This window comes from Ruegeria sp. HKCCD3925 (assembly GCF_057221175.1).
The window spans coordinates 176,240-192,167 of record NZ_JBWVBI010000008.1 but is presented as its reverse complement, the minus strand read 5'-3'; the positions used below and the strand labels follow the sequence as shown (position 1 = coordinate 192,167).

15 protein-coding genes are annotated in these 15,928 nt (G+C 57.9%); 11 read left to right on the top strand and 4 right to left on the bottom strand.

Annotation, left to right across the window (positions count from 1 at the left end; translation table 11 throughout):
* Window positions 1-213 precede the first annotated feature (213 nt).
* The 3 genes from AC2TEM_RS18840 to AC2TEM_RS18830 all read left to right on the top strand — a co-directional run bounded on the left by AC2TEM_RS18840 (window position 214) and on the right by AC2TEM_RS18830 (window position 3,875).
* Window positions 214-1,368 carry a phosphoserine transaminase gene (locus AC2TEM_RS18840; protein WP_480856356.1) on the top strand — a complete coding sequence of 385 codons (1,155 nt, stop codon included), beginning with the start codon at window positions 214-216 and terminating at the stop codon, window positions 1,366-1,368.
* Window positions 1,369-1,426: 58 nt separating this feature from the next.
* Window positions 1,427-3,022: a phosphoglycerate dehydrogenase gene (gene serA / locus AC2TEM_RS18835; RefSeq protein WP_170425967.1), complete on the top strand. Its 1,596-nt coding sequence runs from the start codon at window positions 1,427-1,429 to the stop codon at window positions 3,020-3,022.
* Between the two features lie 124 nt (window positions 3,023-3,146).
* Window positions 3,147-3,875: a metallophosphoesterase family protein gene (locus AC2TEM_RS18830; protein ID WP_170509011.1), complete on the top strand. Its 729-nt coding sequence runs from the start codon at window positions 3,147-3,149 to the stop codon at window positions 3,873-3,875.
* Window positions 3,876-3,878: 3 nt separating this feature from the next.
* Here the strand turns inward: AC2TEM_RS18830 and AC2TEM_RS18825 are convergent, their stop codons facing one another.
* The 3 genes from AC2TEM_RS18825 to AC2TEM_RS18815 all read right to left on the bottom strand — a co-directional run bounded on the left by AC2TEM_RS18825 (window position 3,879) and on the right by AC2TEM_RS18815 (window position 7,541).
* Entirely contained in the window at window positions 3,879-5,396 is a 1,518-nt protein-coding gene (locus AC2TEM_RS18825; RefSeq protein ID WP_480856357.1) for a malonate--CoA ligase, read from the bottom strand.
* Between the two features lie 78 nt (window positions 5,397-5,474).
* Window positions 5,475-6,179: a histidine utilization transcriptional repressor HutC gene (locus tag AC2TEM_RS18820; RefSeq protein WP_170399103.1), complete on the bottom strand. Its 705-nt coding sequence runs from the start codon at window positions 6,177-6,179 to the stop codon at window positions 5,475-5,477.
* A 6-nt stretch (window positions 6,180-6,185) separates the two neighbouring features.
* The gene (locus AC2TEM_RS18815; RefSeq protein WP_170425959.1) at window positions 6,186-7,541 is read right to left on the bottom strand and encodes a formimidoylglutamate deiminase; all 1,356 of its coding nucleotides are present in this window, start codon (window positions 7,539-7,541) and stop codon (window positions 6,186-6,188) included.
* Window positions 7,542-7,622: 81 nt separating this feature from the next.
* Between AC2TEM_RS18815 and hutI the strand changes: the two genes are divergently transcribed.
* From hutI to AC2TEM_RS18775, 8 genes are all read left to right on the top strand, one after another.
* On the top strand, window positions 7,623-8,828 hold the full coding sequence (gene hutI / locus AC2TEM_RS18810) for an imidazolonepropionase (RefSeq protein ID WP_170425957.1): 1,206 nt from the start codon (window positions 7,623-7,625) through the stop codon (window positions 8,826-8,828).
* Window positions 8,825-10,360, top strand: coding sequence for a histidine ammonia-lyase (hutH, locus tag AC2TEM_RS18805; RefSeq protein WP_170425955.1), 1,536 nt, complete (start codon window positions 8,825-8,827; stop codon window positions 10,358-10,360). The genes hutI and hutH overlap by 4 nt, the downstream gene beginning before the upstream one ends.
* Window positions 10,360-11,151 carry an N-formylglutamate deformylase gene (gene hutG, locus AC2TEM_RS18800; protein ID WP_170425953.1) on the top strand — a complete coding sequence of 264 codons (792 nt, stop codon included), beginning with the start codon at window positions 10,360-10,362 and terminating at the stop codon, window positions 11,149-11,151. Before hutH ends, hutG begins: the two co-directional genes overlap by 1 nt.
* Before the next feature lies 1 nt (window position 11,152).
* Window positions 11,153-12,835 carry a urocanate hydratase gene (hutU, locus tag AC2TEM_RS18795; RefSeq protein ID WP_170425951.1) on the top strand — a complete coding sequence of 561 codons (1,683 nt, stop codon included), beginning with the start codon at window positions 11,153-11,155 and terminating at the stop codon, window positions 12,833-12,835.
* A gap of 68 nt (window positions 12,836-12,903) precedes the next feature.
* A complete protein-coding gene (serB, locus tag AC2TEM_RS18790; protein ID WP_170425949.1) occupies window positions 12,904-13,782 on the top strand; it encodes a phosphoserine phosphatase SerB in 879 nt (292 codons plus the stop codon).
* Between the two features lie 39 nt (window positions 13,783-13,821).
* On the top strand, window positions 13,822-14,151 hold the full coding sequence (locus AC2TEM_RS18785) for a metalloregulator ArsR/SmtB family transcription factor (protein ID WP_170425947.1): 330 nt from the start codon (window positions 13,822-13,824) through the stop codon (window positions 14,149-14,151).
* Complete coding sequence (locus AC2TEM_RS18780; RefSeq protein ID WP_170399086.1) at window positions 14,139-14,567, top strand: SRPBCC family protein; 429 nt, start codon at window positions 14,139-14,141, stop codon at window positions 14,565-14,567. The genes AC2TEM_RS18785 and AC2TEM_RS18780 overlap by 13 nt, the downstream gene beginning before the upstream one ends.
* A 22-nt stretch (window positions 14,568-14,589) precedes the next feature.
* Window positions 14,590-14,910: a YciI family protein gene (locus AC2TEM_RS18775; RefSeq protein ID WP_170399083.1), complete on the top strand. Its 321-nt coding sequence runs from the start codon at window positions 14,590-14,592 to the stop codon at window positions 14,908-14,910.
* 3 nt (window positions 14,911-14,913) lie between these two features.
* Here AC2TEM_RS18775 and AC2TEM_RS18770 read toward each other — a convergent pair whose 3' ends face one another.
* Window positions 14,914-15,912: an asparaginase gene (locus tag AC2TEM_RS18770; RefSeq protein ID WP_170425945.1), complete on the bottom strand. Its 999-nt coding sequence runs from the start codon at window positions 15,910-15,912 to the stop codon at window positions 14,914-14,916.
* Window positions 15,913-15,928 lie beyond the last annotated feature (16 nt).

Sequence of the window (15,928 nt, the reverse complement as noted above, 5' to 3'; positions counted from 1 at the left end):
GACGCAGCTGAATAAACCTCAATCAATAAACCCCCGCCAACTGGCGGGGGGTTTCGCCCATCGGAAACCTGTGTTCCGATCTGAGCCTATTTCCAGTGTCGTTTTCCGCTGATGAAGCGTCTTTTACGCTTGCTGCAGGTGCAAACGACCCATACCTCTGTGCGTGGGACACCCCTCCCCAACGAGGGGCGTGTATCTGGAAGGGTAATACACATGACTATCGAACAACCGGCGACGCGGCCGGCCAACCCGCGTTTTTCCTCGGGCCCCTGTGCCAAGCCCCCCACATTTGATCTGACCAAACTGGCGGATGCCGCCTTGGGCCGCTCGCATCGGGCTGCTGTCGGCAAGGACAAGCTGAAGGCGGCGATTGAAGGCACGCGAGAGATTCTAGGCATTCCAGCGGATTATCGCATCGGCATTGTACCAGCCTCGGACACCGGTGCGGTTGAGATGGCGCTTTGGTCTTTGCTGGGTAAGCGCAAAGTTGAAATGCTGGCCTGGGAAAGCTTTGGCACGGGTTGGGTGACTGATGTGGTCAAGCAACTGAAAATCGACGCTGAAGTGAAAACCGCCGAGTACGGGCAGATCGTCGATCTCGCGTCCGTCGATTTCGCCAACGATGTGGTGTTCACATGGAACGGAACGACTTCGGGTGTGCGGGTCCCAGATGGCGACTGGATTGCCGATGATCGTCAGGGTCTGACGATCTGTGACGCGACATCCGCTGCGTTCGCGATGGACTTGCCATGGGACAAGTTGGATGTGACAACGTTCAGCTGGCAGAAGGTACTAGGCGGAGAGGCGGCTCATGGGATGCTTATCCTGTCTCCGCGCGCGGTCGAGCGCTTGGAGAGTTACACCCCGTCATGGCCATTGCCGAAGATCTTCCGCCTGACCAAAGGTGGCAAGCTGATTGATGGGATATTCACCGGCGCGACGATCAACACACCCTCAATGCTTGCGGTTGAGGATTACCTTTTCGCGTTGGATTGGGCGCATTCAGTCGGAGGCTTGCAGGGGCTGATTGCTCGTGCGAATGCCAATGCTGGCGCGGTTCATGCGTTCTGCGACCAAAATGACTGGATCGCCAATCTGGCCGAAGACTCGACAACTCAATCAAATACGTCGGTCTGTCTGAAGTTCACCGATACGCGCATTCAAGATGGTGCCGTTTTTGCCAAAGCCGTCGCCAGACGGCTTGAGGCCGAAAACATTGCGCTTGATATCGGTGCCTATCGCGACGCCCCTGCGGGTCTGCGCATCTGGTGCGGCGGCACGGTTGAGACATCAGATATCGAGGCGATGCTGCCCTGGCTTGCATGGGCTTTTGAAGCCGAGATTGCAGCGCAAACCGAAGCTGCCTGACCTTTTCTACCGGGCCGCATCCGGCCCGGACCTTCCACAATGTTCAAGGACCAAAAATATGGCTCCCAAAGTACTCGTCTCTGACAAGCTGAGCGAAACCGCCGTTCAAATCTTCCGCGACCGTGGCATCGACGTGGATTTCATGCCCGATCTGGGAAAGGACAAAGACAAGCTGGCCGAGGTGATCAGTCAGTATGACGGCCTCGCCATCCGTTCTGCCACCAAAGTCACGCCAACCATTCTGGAGAAGGCAGACAAGTTAAAAGTCATTGGTCGTGCCGGGATCGGCACCGACAATATCGACAAGGATGCGGCCTCGAAAAAAGGCGTGATCGTGATGAACACACCGTTCGGCAACATGATCACCACCGCCGAGCATGCCATCGCGATGATGTTTGCCGTGGCGCGGCAAATCCCCGAAGCCAGCACCTCGACCCATGCGGGCAAGTGGGAAAAGTCCAAGTTCATGGGGATTGAGCTGACCAACAAGACCCTGGGCGTGATCGGCGCGGGCAACATTGGTGGCATCGTCTGCGAGCGTGCTTTGGGTCTGAAGATGAAGGTCGTCGCCTATGATCCCTACCTTGGCGAAGAGAAAGCCGCGCAGATGGGTGTGGAAAAGGTCGAATTGGATGAGCTTCTGGCCCGCGCTGACTTTATCACTCTGCACGTGCCGCTGACCGATCAGACGCGCAATATCCTGAGCCGTGAGAACCTGGCCAAGACCAAGAAAGGCGTGCGCATTGTCAACTGCGCCCGTGGCGGTCTGGTCGACGAGGACGCGCTGGCCGAGGCGTTGCAATCGGGTCATGTCGCCGGTGCGGCCTTTGACGTGTTCAGTGAGGAACCGGCCAAGGAGAACGCCCTGTTCAACCTACCCAATGTGGTTTGCACACCGCACTTGGGTGCGGCCACGACTGAGGCGCAGGAGAACGTGGCGCTGCAAGTAGCCGAACAGATCTCGAATTACCTGCTGACCGGAGCGGTCGAGAATGCGCTGAACATGCCCAGTGTAACGGCAGAAGAGGCCAAGGTCATGGGGCCGTGGATCAAGCTGGCCGGGCATCTGGGCAGCTTCATTGGTCAGATGACGGATGAGCCGATCAAGGCAATCAACATCCTCTATGACGGTGTCGCTGCGAACATGAACCTGGCTGCGTTGAATTGTTCGGTCGTTGCCGGAATCATGAAGAAATTCAATCCCGAGGTGAACATGGTCTCGGCCCCGGTTGTCGCGAGAGAGCGTGGCATCCAGATATCGACCACCAATCAGGACAAATCCGGTGCGTTCGAAGGCTATATCAAGGTCACTGTGGTGACTGAAAAGCGTGAACGCTCAATCGGTGGCACGGTGTTCAGCGACGGCAAGCCGCGGTTTATTCAGATCAAGGGCATCAATATCGATGCCGAGATCGGGGCGCATATGCTCTATACGACTAACGAAGACGTGCCGGGCATCATTGGTGCTTTAGGACAGACCATGGGCGAGAACGATGTGAACATCGCGAACTTTACTCTTGGACGATCCGAAGCCGGCGGTGAGGCGATTGCGTTGCTTTATGTTGATGAACCGGTACCAGCCGAGGCGCGCGCCAAACTCGCCGAGACAGGTCTGTTTACTCAGATCAAACCGTTGGAGTTTGACGTGGCCTGACGGTCGCTGTTGAACTTCTGTGACAGATTGATGCCCGCGCTTGTCCAAAGCGTGGGCATCGCCTTTTCAAAGTGCTGATTTTGCGCCAGAAGTGCGGCAATCACCATTGCCCGAGGGGAAGCTGATGACCAATCCGATCTACGCAATTGGAGATTTGCACGGCCGCGTGGATGAGTTCGAGCGCTCCTTGGCGCTGATCGAACGCGATGGCGGCCCCGATGCCGAGATCGTGTATCTGGGCGATTACGTTGATCGGGGCCCCGACAGCCGGGGCGTTCTGGATAGGCTGATCGCTGGTCGCGATGCGGGCAAGCGGTGGATCACTCTGCTGGGCAACCATGACCGGATGTTTTCATGGTTCCTCGAAGATGTCCCACGTCACGACCCGCATATGTTGGTCGGGTATCATTGGCTGCACGAGCGGTTGGGTGGTGTCGAAACACTACAAAGCTATGGCGTGTTCTTCGATCAGCAGACACGGCTCGAGGATCTGCATGCAACAGCGCGGGGTGCGGTTCCCGATGCGCATCGGATATTTCTGCAAGGGCTCATCGCCATGCATCAAACGCGCGAGATTGCTTTTGTCCATGCGGGCATTCGGCCCGGTATTCCGCTGAGCGAACAACGGGAAAATGATCTGGTCTGGATCAGGCAAACCTTTCACAACCACCGAGGTCCGCATCCGAAACTGATCGTCCATGGGCATACGCCGGTGGATCAATCAACGCATTACGGCAATCGCATCAACCTGGACAGCGGCGCAGGGTATGGCCGCCCGGTTGGCGTTGCGGTGTTCGAAGGACAGGATTGCTGGTTGTTGACGGACAAGGGTCGCGTTGCGCTTTTGCCTTGAAGATCAGGTCTTGGTGAAAAGGTCTTTGCAGCGGTCACGCAGGATGTTCTTTTGCACCTTGCCCATTGTGTTGCGGGGGAGCTCGTCCAGCAGGATCAACTGGCGGGGATGTTTGAACCGGGCGAGCGCGTCCCGGACCGCACCCATGATGGCCTCGATGTCTGGCGTGTGACCGGGGGCAGGGACCAGAATGCCAATCGGGGTTTCTCCGAAATCCGGATGCGGGACGCCAATTACCGCGCTTTCCAGCACGCCGGGTTGTTCGTCTAGCAGCAGCTCGATCTCTTTGGGGTAGATATTATACCCGCCCGAGATGATCAGGTCTTTCTCGCGCCCGACGATATGGACATAGCCGTCCTCGTCGATCCGACCCAGATCGCCAGTGATGAAGAACCCGTCTTCACGCAGTTCTGCGGCGGTTTTGTCGGGCATTTGCCAGTAGCCCTGAAACACATTGGGACCGCGCACCTCGATGATGCCGATCTCACCATCTGCTAGGGTTTGACCTGTTTTGGGGTCTGTGACCTTCAGTTCAACATCCGGCAGGGGAAATCCGACCGTTCCCGCTCGGCGTTCGCCGTCGTAGGGGTTAGAAGTGTTCATGTTCGTCTCGGTCATGCCATAGCGTTCCAGAATGCGATGACCTGTACGGTCTTCAAATTGAACGTGGGTATCTGCCAGCAAAGGCGCTGAACCTGAGATGAACAGCCGCATATCCTGAGTCAGATCTTGGGCGAAGCGGTCGTCGCTTAGCAGGCGGGTGTAAAACGTCGGCACCCCCATCATCGCCGTTGCCTGCGGCATCAGGCGCAACATATCTTCCAGGTCGAACTTCGGCAGAAATATCATCGACCCGCCCGATGCGAGGACGACATTTGTCGCAACAAACAGTCCATGCGTGTGAAAGATCGGCAGCGCGTGCAACAGCACGTCATCATCTGTGAATCGCCATTCCTGCACAAGGGTCTCCGCGTTCGACAGCAGATTCGCCTGCGTCAGCATTGCCCCTTTCGAACGCCCCGTCGTGCCTGAAGTATATAGGAACGCAGCCAGATCATCTTCGGATCGGTGGGCCGGCTGAAAGGCCGGAAGCATCCCCAGAGCACGCCGCATCAGGCTGCCTGAACCGTCGGCGTTCAGCGTTTCAAGCCGGGCATTGTTCTTTTGCGCGATCTCGGCAAGCCCTGCCTCGTTTGCCTCATCGCACACCACCAGTGAAGCGCCGCTGTTTTCGATGAAATAGCTTAGCTCTTGCGTCGTATAGCCCGTATTGAGAGGTAGAAAGATCAGCCCCGCTTGGGCACAGGCGGCATAAAGCGCCAGTGCCTCAACGGATTTCTCCACCTGCACCGCCACGCGGTCGCCCGGTTCCATTTCCAGTCCTGTCATGGTGTTGGACAGACGGGCCGCCGTGTCCAGAAACGCGGCATGGGTCAAAGTCTGACCATCCGGAAGGTGCAAAAATGGCGTATCCTTGCCTGCATGGATGCCCAGCAAACGATCATAAAGCGGGTTGCCCATCCCGATATCCTTTCCAGCAGACGCGCACATTCTGCAGCAAATCTGTCGTGGAATTGGGGAAGCGTAAAGCCCGGACAATCAGAACTCGGTCGTCATCCGATATCCGGCCGCAAAATACATCTTGGCAAACGTTACCGGCTGACCCTGCAGCCATGTGATACGCTCGGCCGTAAAAACGGGTTCACCCTCGGGAACGTCCAGAAAACCGGCCAAAGTGGTATCGGCGCGGCTGGCCAGAAAGGTCAACTCGACATTGGTGAACGGGACAGTTTGCACCAGCCAGTCATTGGGTCCGACGCTAGAGAAATCTGCCTGCGTGACCTGAGGTACGCTGTCTATCACGATCCAGCGGTCTTCGAACTGAAAAGGTGAATTGCCGGAGAAATGCATGCAACGCACGTGCATCACACTTTGATCAGCACGTAGGGCCAACCGGGCCGCCAGCCAGTCTGGGGCGATCTGCGTTTCACATGACACAAGAGCGTAGCGATAGGTTCCGCCCGCCGCTTCGATTTCATCTCGGACCAGAGGAATTGTGAAGCGCGCCTGTCGCTGCGGTGCGCTAAGGACCCGGGTGCCTGCCTTTCGGCGCCGTTCAAGAAACCCTTCATCCGCCAGTTCCCGCAGTGCTCTGTTGACTGTGGTGCGGGTGCACGAAAACTCGACCGCTAATTCTTGCTCATTGGGAAGCAGAGCGTCGGGCTGCAATTCGCCCGAGCGGATTCGGCGCAGGACGGTTTGCTTGATGTCTTTGTAGCTGGTTGTGTCGCTAGTTTGGGTCATATCAGTTCAGATGTCTTCCAAAAGGTCATTTATCGCGGCACGATAATTGTTCAGGATCGCATCGCGGGCGATATGCCGCCCGCCGCGCACCTGATGTCGCCCGGCAGACCAAACGTCTGTCACTGTTCCGTCAGGCGCGGCAAAGCTCAGGCCGTCAATCAATTGATCGTCGCGCAAAGTACACAGGGTGGGGTGACTTCGATCGATCGCAACCAGATCGGCCAGATGACCTATTGCGATCTCTCCGGCGTCGCGCCCCAGCGCCTGTGCGCCACCGCGGGCGGCTCCGGTATACAGCGTTTGACCGACCGAGCCTTCGCCACGTACCAGCACAGTGCGGGCCTTGTCGCGCAGACGTTGAGAATACTCCAGCGTACGCAATTCCTCGGGCAGTGAAATACGCACATTCGAGTCTGAACCGACACCAAAGGCACCGCCCTGCTCGATGTAGACGGCACCATTGAAAATACCATCCCCCAGATTGGCTTCTGTGATCGGGCACAGACCGGCCACAGCCCCGGATCGGGCAAGAGCGCGGGTTTCATCGTCTGTCATATGAGTGGCATGGATCAGGCACCATCGTTCGTTCACATCCACGTTGCTCAGCAGCCAATCTACCGGTCGTTGACCCAGAGCGGCTTCTACATCCGTGACCTCCTTCTCTTGTTCAGAGATGTGGATGTGCACCGGGCCTCGTGGGGTAGCGTTCAGCACTTGCCGTAGATCATCAGGCGAGGTCGCACGCAGAGAGTGCGGCGCGATGCCGATCTGGCTGTCTGCATAAGGCATCAGCGGCTTACAGTCCTCGACAAGCTGCAGGAACCTTTCCACATCATTGCCGAACCGCAATTGACCACCGGTCAGAGGCTCTTGCGCGACGCCGCCATAGGTGTAGAGCACTGGTAGATGTGTCAATCCAATCCCGGTTTGGCTGGCTGCCGAGAAGATGCGCTGACTCAGCTCAGACAACTGCGCATAAGGCGTGCCGCCGGGTTGGTGGTGGACGTAGTGGAATTCCCCGACCGCAGCATACCCGGCTTCCTGCATTTCCATATATACCAATGCGGCAATGGACTCGATCTGTGCAGGAGTGAGGCGGTCCAGAAATCGGTACATCAAAGTACGCCAGGTCCAGAAGCTTTCGCGCCCTGCTACGCGCGTTTCGGTCATGCCCGCCATGGCGCGTTGAAAGGCATGGCTGTGCAGGTTCGCCAAAGCGGGCAACAACACGTCGACCCGAGTGTCTTCGGGTTTTGGCTCGGTCCCTGATTTCAGCGCAGCGATCCGACCGTCCTCGATTTCGACTCGTAGGTTGTGCACCCACTCAGAGCCTAACAGGGCCGTTTTGGCATGAACCGTCATCGTAATTCCATTTTGTGTAGACTTTATATTTTTAGCCGTATACGAAAAAATCAAGCGCAGGGGGAGCCCAAAAGAATCGCCATGACGAAAAAAACTGTTCTTCGTAGCAAACATGTAGCCACCATGGGGGGCGACCAACCCTATGGGATGATCGAGGATGGTGCGATTGCCATCGATGGGTCGGAAATCGTTTGGGTTGGCGCTCGGTCGGCAATGCCGCCGTCATATGCCGAGTGGCCGCAGAACGACTATGGTGACCGCTTGATCACGCCCGCTCTGATTGATGCTCATACTCATGTTGTGTTTGGCGGCAACCGTGCGGTTGAGTTCGAAATGCGCCTGAAGGGCGCGACCTACGAAGAAATTGCTCGCGCGGGTGGAGGCATCCTGTCGACCGTACACGGCACGCGGGCAGCAACAGAAGAAGAGCTGCTTGCAGGCGCGCTTTCGCGCGTGGACGCATTGCTGGCCGAAGGTGTGTCCTGCATCGAGGTGAAGTCGGGTTATGGGCTCGATGCCGAAACCGAACTGCGTATGTTGCGCGCGGCGCGCCGTATTGCGCGGGAGCGCCCTATTCGGGTCAATACCAGTTTTCTTGGCGCACATGCCGTTCCGCCAGAATATGCGGGTCGGGATGACGCCTATATTGACGAGGTCTGCATTCCGACACTGCGCGCGGCCCATGCCGAAGGGCTGGTGGACGCGGTGGATGGGTTCTGCGAAGGCATTGCATTTGATCCCACGCAGATCGAACGGGTTTTTGTTGTCGCGCAAGAGCTTGGCCTACCGGTGAAGCTGCATGCTGAGCAACTTTCGAATCTAGGTGGGGCTAAGCTGGCGGCAGCTTACGGAGCGCTATCCGCTGATCATATCGAATATTTGGACGCCGACGGCGTTACCGCCATGGCTGGGGCCGGAACGGTCGCGGTCCTGCTGCCCGGCGCGTTTTATACGCTGCATGAAACGCAAGCTCCGCCGATTGAATTGTTGCGCCAGAAGAATGTTCCCATGGCACTGGCGACCGATTGCAATCCGGGGTCCTCACCCCTGACTTCTCTGATGCTAACAATGAACATGGGGTGCACTTTGTTTCGCATGACGCCTGAAGAAGCATTGGCAGGTGTTACCCACGTCGCGGCCCGCGCTTTGGGTCTGGATGATACCGGCGTGATCGCGCCCGGATTGCGCGCTGATCTGGCCGTCTGGGATGCTACTCATCCTGCAGAACTGTCCTATCGCATCGGTTTCAACCCTCTGCATAAACGTATTTTTGGAGGTCAGGAATGACACCTCTGTTGCTTGTCCCCGGTCAGGTTTCGCTGGATCAGCTTGGTCAGATCTACTGGACCGAAGCCGCCATTTCGCTGGACGCCGCCTGCCGATCCAAGGTTGAGGTCGCTGCTGCACGCATTGCGCAGGCTGCCGAAGGAAGCGAGCCCGTCTATGGCGTCAACACCGGCTTTGGCAAACTGGCGAGTCACAAGATCGCGGCCAAAGATACCTCAACCCTGCAGCGCAACCTGATCCTCAGCCATTGTTGCGGGGTGGGGCCGGCTGTGCCGCGTCGTCTGGCGCGGCTGATGATGTCGCTCAAGCTGCTGTCCTTCGGGCGCGGCGCGTCAGGTGTCCGTTGGGAGCTTGTCGAATTGCTGCAGCAGATGCTGGCGCGCGGTGTGACACCGGTGATCCCGGCGCAGGGTTCGGTTGGTGCATCTGGTGATCTGGCGCCCTTGGCCCATATGACCGCGGTTGTGATCGGTGAAGGCGAGGCCGAAGTAAACGGCACCGTCATGCCGGGTGCTGATGCTTTGAGGACAGCCGGGTTAGAGCCGATACAGCTCGGACCCAAGGAAGGTCTGGCGTTCATCAACGGCACACAGTTTTCAACCGCGTATGCGCTGGCCGGTCTGTTCGAAGGATGGCGTTCGGCGCAAAACGCGTTGGTAATTTCGGCGGCATCGACGGATGCGATCATGGGTTCTACCGCCCCCTTGCAGCCCGAAATTCACGCGCTGCGTGGCCATCGCGGCCAGATCGAGGCAGCGGCGGCAATGCGGGCCACGCTGGATGGCTCGGAAATCCGCGAAAGCCATCGCGATGAGGATACGCGGGTGCAGGACCCATACTGCATCCGATGCCAGCCGCAGGTCACGGGTGCTGCGATGGATGTGATCCGGCAGGCCGCCGCAACGCTTGTGGTTGAGGCCAACGCCGCCACCGACAATCCGCTGGTTCTGACCGATCCGGATGCCATTGTCTCGGGCGGGAACTTCCACGCCGAACCGGTAGGCTTTGCCGCCGATATGATTGCTTTGGCCCTGTCAGAGATCGGGGCGATCGCACAGCGTCGGATCGCATTAATGGTCGACCCGGCGCTTAGCTTTGATCTGCCGCCCTTCCTGACGCCCGAGCCGGGGCTGAACTCGGGTCTGATGATCGCCGAGGTCACAACGGCTGCGTTGATGAGCGAGAACAAACATCTGGCCAACCCATGTGTGACTGACAGCACACCTACATCGGCCAACCAGGAAGACCACGTCTCGATGGCTGCCCACGGGGCGCGGCGTTTAGGCCGGATGGTTGATAATTTGAACTATATTCTGGGGATTGAACTGCTCTGCGCCGCGCAAGGCATCGAGTTCCGCGCACCTCTTGCGACCAGCAAAGCGCTGACCAGCGTGGTTGGGCGTTTGCGCGACGATATCCCGTCGCTTGGCGATGATCGCTATCTGGCGCCCGAATTGGAAACCGCGAAGTCCCTAGTCGAAAGCGGAACTATTCTGCAGGCAGCTGCAATGCCCATGCCGGAGCTGTCGTGATGCAGGTTTTCAGTGTTCAGCGTGGCGATGGGCCCATCGTGCTGGGGCAGCCGCATGGCGGCACGTATGTGCCTGACGACATTGCCGCGCGACTGAATGCGAATGGGCAGGTTCTGGCGGATACGGATTGGCATATCAATCAGCTCTACGATGGGCTCGTTGCCAACGCGACGGTCGTGCAATCCCATATCCACCGCTATGTCATTGACGCTAATCGAGACCCTGCGGGGGTATCATTGTATCCTGGGCAGAACACAACAACTCTGGTGCCGTTGACCGATTTTGACGGTCAGCCGATCTGGACCGAGGGGCAGGAGCCCTCAGTCGATGAGATCGAGGTACGTCGAACCGCCTACCACGCGCCCTACCACAACGCGCTTGAGCAAGAGCTTGAAAGGGTGCGGGCAATACACGGTGTTGCGATCCTGTTTGACTGCCACTCGATCCGCAGCAAGATTCCGTTCCTCTTTGAAGGCACCCTGCCGGATATGAACATCGGCACCGATGGTGGCGCGACCTGTGGCCGCGGCATTGAGGCCGCGGCCTATGAATTTTCGCATTCCTCCCCTTACAGCACCGTCCTGAACGGGCGATTCCGAGGGGGTTGGACGACCCGCCACTATGGCCGTCCTGATGAAGGCCAACACGCGATCCAGATGGAGCTGGCGCAATCTACCTATCTGTCCGCCGAAACCCCTCCGTGGGCGTTTGACGAGGCGAAAGCCAAGCGCCTGCGTCGCTGGATGGTGGATATTCTCGACGCCATCCAAGACACTGCATTGGAGCTTTGACATGACCGATCCTCGCAAGAATACTCGCGATATCTATCCGCCCACCGGCCCCGAACTGAACACAAAAAGCTGGGTGACCGAAGCGCCGTTGCGGATGATGATGAATAACCTGCATCCGGATGTGGCCGAAAACCCGCACGAGCTGGTGGTTTATGGCGGCATCGGTCGCGCGGCGCGGACATGGAAAGATTTCGACCGGATCGTCGCAGGGCTGAAAGATCTGGAAGAGGATGAAACCCTGATCGTCCAGTCGGGCAAACCGGTGGCGATCATCCGCACCCATAAGGATGCGCCTCGAGTTCTGATCGCCAACTCAAACATCGTGCCTCATTGGGCCAATTGGGATCACTTCAACGAGCTCGATAAGAAGGGGCTGATGATGTACGGCCAGATGACGGCCGGTTCGTGGATCTATATCGGTACGCAGGGCATCGTACAGGGCACCTATGAAACCTTTGCCGAGGCTGGCCGTCAGCACTATGGCGGCGACTTGACTGGCAAGTGGATTCTGACTGGCGGTCTGGGCGGCATGGGTGGCGCACAGCCTTTGGCGGCAGTGTTCGCCGGGGCCAGTTGTTTGGCGGTCGAGTGCAATCCGGATTCTATCGATTTCCGCCTGCGCACCAAGTATCTGGACGAAAAAGCCGAGACTCTCGACGAAGCGCTTGAGATGATCGACCGCTGGACCAAGGCGGGCGAGGCGAAATCTGTGGGTCTGCTAGGCAATGCGGCTGAGGTGTTCCCCGAAATTTATGCGCGGATGCAGGCCGGTGGCATGCGCCCCGATATCGTCACTGACCAAACCAGCGCCCATGACCCGATCAATGGGTATCTGCCGATTGGCTGGAGCATGGCGCAGTGGAAGGACAAGCGCGAAACTGATCCTAAAGCGGTTGAAAAGGCCGCCCGTGCCTCGATGAAACAGCATGTCGCTGCAATGGTCGATTTCTGGAACGCGGGCGTTCCGACGCTGGATTACGGCAACAACATCCGTCAGGTGGCGCAGGATGAAGGCTTGGAGAATGCCTTTGCCTTCCCCGGCTTTGTGCCCGCCTATATCCGGCCGCTGTTCTGCAAGGGCATCGGCCCGTTCCGCTGGTGTGCATTGTCGGGTGACCCCGAGGATATCTACAAGACCGACGCCAAGATGAAGGAGCTGTTCCCTGAGAACGAGCATCTGCATCGTTGGCTGGATATGGCGCAGGAACGCATTGCGTTTCAGGGTCTGCCCGCACGTATATGCTGGATCGGCCTTGGAGATCGCCACCGCGCGGGGTTGGCCTTCAACGAAATGGTTGCCAATGGCGAGTTGAAAGCGCCTGTTGTCATTGGCCGAGACCATCTGGACTCGGGCTCGGTCGCCAGCCCGAACCGCGAGACCGAGGCGATGCTGGACGGCTCGGATGCAGTGTCGGATTGGCCGCTGTTGAACGCTCTGATCAATACGGCCAGCGGTGCGACCTGGGTCTCGCTGCATCATGGCGGCGGCGTGGGCATGGGCTTTAGTCAGCACGCGGGTGTTGTGATCTGCGCCGATGGGACCGATGATGCCGCGCGGCGATTGGAGCGCGTTCTGTGGAACGACCCTGCCTCAGGCGTCTGGCGTCACGCAGATGCGGGGTATGAGATCGCGAAAGACTGCGCTCGCGAACATGGGCTGCGCCTGCCTGGTATTCTCGGTTAGATCAATCTGCCTCTGGTGAAAATGCTGCACCTGCGATATCCCGCAGGTGCGCTAATCGGAGGCCTGACATGTATGTAGCTACTCTGCTGACCAACCCTGCGGCCCCTTCTTTAGAGGCGACGCTGGTTGAGCCGTTGCGGAATGCATGGGGCGGGGGTGATGCGAACTGGCTGAGCCTCGATGAGGCGGCCGAGTTTTCCCTGCCAGAAATTCCCGACAATCGCTGGGACGTTTGGGGCGAGTTGCAAGAGATGGGCGTGGACCTGGTCGTGCAAAAAGCTGACGGTCGCCGGAAAAAGATGCTGCTGGCCGATATGGACAGCACCATGATCCAACAGGAATGCATCGATGAACTGGCTGATGAGGCTGGTGTCGGTGATCGGGTCAAGGATATCACCGCGCGTGCAATGAACGGCGAGCTGGATTTCGAAGGTGCACTGACTGAGCGTGTGGGCTTATTGAAAGGGCTGGATGAAAGCGTGATCGGCAAGGTTCTGAATGAACGGATCACGCTGATGCCCGGCGGCAAGGCGTTACTTGCCACGATGCGCGCGAATGGGGTCTATGCAGCGCTGGTCTCGGGTGGGTTCACGGCTTTTACGGCTAAGGTCGCCGAAGAGCTTGGGTTTGATGAGAACCGGGCGAATACATTGCTGGCTGAGGATGGCAAGCTTACCGGCGACGTGAAGCGGCCCATTCTTGGGCGACAGGCCAAAATAGAGGCATTGGAGCAGATCACAACACGCCTAGGTATCTCCGAGGTTGACGTGATTGCCGTTGGCGATGGAGCGAATGATCTGGGAATGTTGGGTCGGGCGGGGACGGGTGTCGCGTTGCACGCCAAGCCTTCGGTCGCTGCCGAATGTGATGTCCGCATAAATCACGGCGATCTGACAGCGTTGTTGTATCTGCAGGGTTATGGCAGGTCAGAATTTCAAGGCCTCTAAGGGGCTTCCTTTAATTTAACTATTGTGTTAAATAAAGCCATGAATACGCTTCTGGTCACATTCTCCGCTTTGTCTGATGCCACTCGGTTCTCGATTGTCGAGCAACTGATGGACGAAGGCGAACTGCCCGTCGGTAATTTGATAGAAGGCAAGGGCATGTCAGGGGCCGCGATCTCGCGCCATTTGAAGGTTTTGCGCGAGGCTGGGTTGGTGCAGCAGCGGGTACACGGCACGCAACGGATGTATTCGCTGCAGCCCGAGGGTCTGCGCGCGATAGCCGAATGGACGATTTCGAAACGACATTTCTGGGAAAGCAGCCTCGACCGTTTGGAAGAGCTTATTGAAAGGGAAAATTCATGGCCGACCTGAAACTGGAACGAGATTTTCCCGTTAGTCCCGAGGTCCTGTTCGCATGGGTCAGCGATGGTGCGAAACTTCTGCAGTGGTGGGGGCCCGAAGGGTTGCATGTACCGGAACATGATCTCGACTTTTCGCGCATTGGTCCCTGGTATTCGGTTATGCAGAATGGCGAGGGTCAGCAGTTCAAAGTCTCGGGTCACGTTACCCATATCGATCGACCAAAATCTGTTGGATTTACGTGGGCTTGGCATGACGATCAGGACCAGCGCGGTGCGGAAAGCCATGTGACCTTTTCGGTTACCGCGACCAACAGCGGATCACGGCTGGTGGTTGATCACCGTGAACTTGTCGATGCCGAGTCGGCCACGAACCACAACGAAGGCTGGACATCGTCGCTGCGCAAACTCGAAGCACTTTGCAAATAGGTTTTCATCAGGGAGGAGCGATATGCCCCAATATTTGTTTGTTTATCACGGGGGTCACACCCCAACCGATCCCGCCGAGATCGAGGCGACCATGGCCGCTTGGGGCGCTTGGTTTCAGGAAATCGGCGGCTCATTAGAGATTCCGGGAAATCCTGTAGGCCAGTCCTACACGGTCAGCAGTGGTGGGATCGAAGACAATGGTGGTGCAAACCCGGCCTCGGGTTTCACGGTGGTCAAGGCTGATAGCATTGACGCCGCAACCGAGATGGCCAAGGGCTGCCCGATGGTTGTGAACGGCTCGGGTTCGGTCGAGGTGGCCGAGGTCCACGAGATCGAGATGTAATCCTCAGCCGGGGAAGCCCGGTGCAGGTTTGATAGCGCCGCATTCCAGCCCACGACGGCTATACTGTGTGGCATTCATGAATTTGCGAGTGGCCGGGTGATCGGCCTCTAGCACACCTAAATGCACTAGAATCGCGGCAATGGCGCATTCGCTGGCGCGGGTAGTGCCGTCAGTGATTTTAAGCGCAACGCCCATTCGCTGTTCAGGGATGATGGCAACAAAGACGGCCTCGGCCCCTGTCTTGATTGCAACGCGCCCGTTCATCGCTCGCATCAACTCGGTACAAGCGCGAGTTTCACCTGCGACAAGTTCGGGATGTTTCACCATCGCTTCTGTGAGCTGCACCGCTGCTTCGCTGGAGCGGTCCGAACGGTCTGCGGCAGAGGCAAACCAAGCCATTGATCGCGCAAGCCCTACCAGTGATGTCGCAAAATTTGGGGCGGAGCACCCGTCGATTCCGTAGGTGGGACTGGTTTCGCTTGTGGTTTCTTCGATGGCAGACAGGCAGGCCTGCTGAACAGGATGATCTATTTCCAAGTATTCCGGCCCGGCCCCCATATGCTGCGCCAAAGTAAGGAAGCCGCAGTGCTTGCCTGAGCAATTGTTGTGAATCTGGCAGGGTGTATCGTCCGCAAGAATCAACCCGTCGCGGGCCGCCATGTCGGCAGGTTCCTGTGGGCCGCAGCGCAGATCGGGCTCGGACAGACCGAGATGATCGAGCCATGCGGACACGCGGTCAGTATGGATATGCGCCCCGTTATGTGAAGCACAGGCCAAGGCCAGATGTTCGCTGTTCAAACCGTATTTTGCAGCTGCTCCCGAGGTGATCAGCGGCAGGGCCTGGATCATTTTGGCCGAGGAACGGGGATAGATCACCGCGTTTGGATCACCCCAGCTGCGCACGATCTGACCACTATCGTCACAGATCACTGCATGGCCCATATGCAGGCTTTCCAACAGTGACCCGCGCCAGAGTTCTGTCATCGGTACGGCTTGTGTCATGTCCACCCCATCAATC

What these genes read in the sequence shown, in the direction of transcription:
- AC2TEM_RS18820 (WP_170399103.1), bottom strand. Translation starts at nt 6,179, where the DNA reads ATGACCCAAACTAGCGACACAACCAGCTACAAAGACATCAAGCAAACC.
- hutI (WP_170425957.1), top strand. Translation starts at nt 7,623, where the DNA reads ATGACGAAAAAAACTGTTCTTCGTAGCAAACATGTAGCCACCATGGGG.
- AC2TEM_RS18830 (WP_170509011.1), top strand. Translation starts at nt 3,147, where the DNA reads ATGACCAATCCGATCTACGCAATTGGAGATTTGCACGGCCGCGTGGAT.
- serB (WP_170425949.1), top strand. Translation starts at nt 12,904, where the DNA reads ATGTATGTAGCTACTCTGCTGACCAACCCTGCGGCCCCTTCTTTAGAG.
- AC2TEM_RS18780 (WP_170399086.1), top strand. Translation starts at nt 14,139, where the DNA reads ATGGCCGACCTGAAACTGGAACGAGATTTTCCCGTTAGTCCCGAGGTC.
- hutG (WP_170425953.1), top strand. Translation starts at nt 10,360, where the DNA reads ATGCAGGTTTTCAGTGTTCAGCGTGGCGATGGGCCCATCGTGCTGGGG.
- AC2TEM_RS18815 (WP_170425959.1), bottom strand. Translation starts at nt 7,541, where the DNA reads ATGACGGTTCATGCCAAAACGGCCCTGTTAGGCTCTGAGTGGGTGCAC.
- AC2TEM_RS18770 (WP_170425945.1), bottom strand. Translation starts at nt 15,912, where the DNA reads ATGACACAAGCCGTACCGATGACAGAACTCTGGCGCGGGTCACTGTTG.
- AC2TEM_RS18825 (WP_480856357.1), bottom strand. Translation starts at nt 5,396, where the DNA reads ATGGGCAACCCGCTTTATGATCGTTTGCTGGGCATCCATGCAGGCAAG.
- hutH (WP_170425955.1), top strand. Translation starts at nt 8,825, where the DNA reads ATGACACCTCTGTTGCTTGTCCCCGGTCAGGTTTCGCTGGATCAGCTT.
- AC2TEM_RS18840 (WP_480856356.1), top strand. Translation starts at nt 214, where the DNA reads ATGACTATCGAACAACCGGCGACGCGGCCGGCCAACCCGCGTTTTTCC.
- AC2TEM_RS18785 (WP_170425947.1), top strand. Translation starts at nt 13,822, where the DNA reads ATGAATACGCTTCTGGTCACATTCTCCGCTTTGTCTGATGCCACTCGG.
- serA (WP_170425967.1), top strand. Translation starts at nt 1,427, where the DNA reads ATGGCTCCCAAAGTACTCGTCTCTGACAAGCTGAGCGAAACCGCCGTT.
- AC2TEM_RS18775 (WP_170399083.1), top strand. Translation starts at nt 14,590, where the DNA reads ATGCCCCAATATTTGTTTGTTTATCACGGGGGTCACACCCCAACCGAT.
- hutU (WP_170425951.1), top strand. Translation starts at nt 11,153, where the DNA reads ATGACCGATCCTCGCAAGAATACTCGCGATATCTATCCGCCCACCGGC.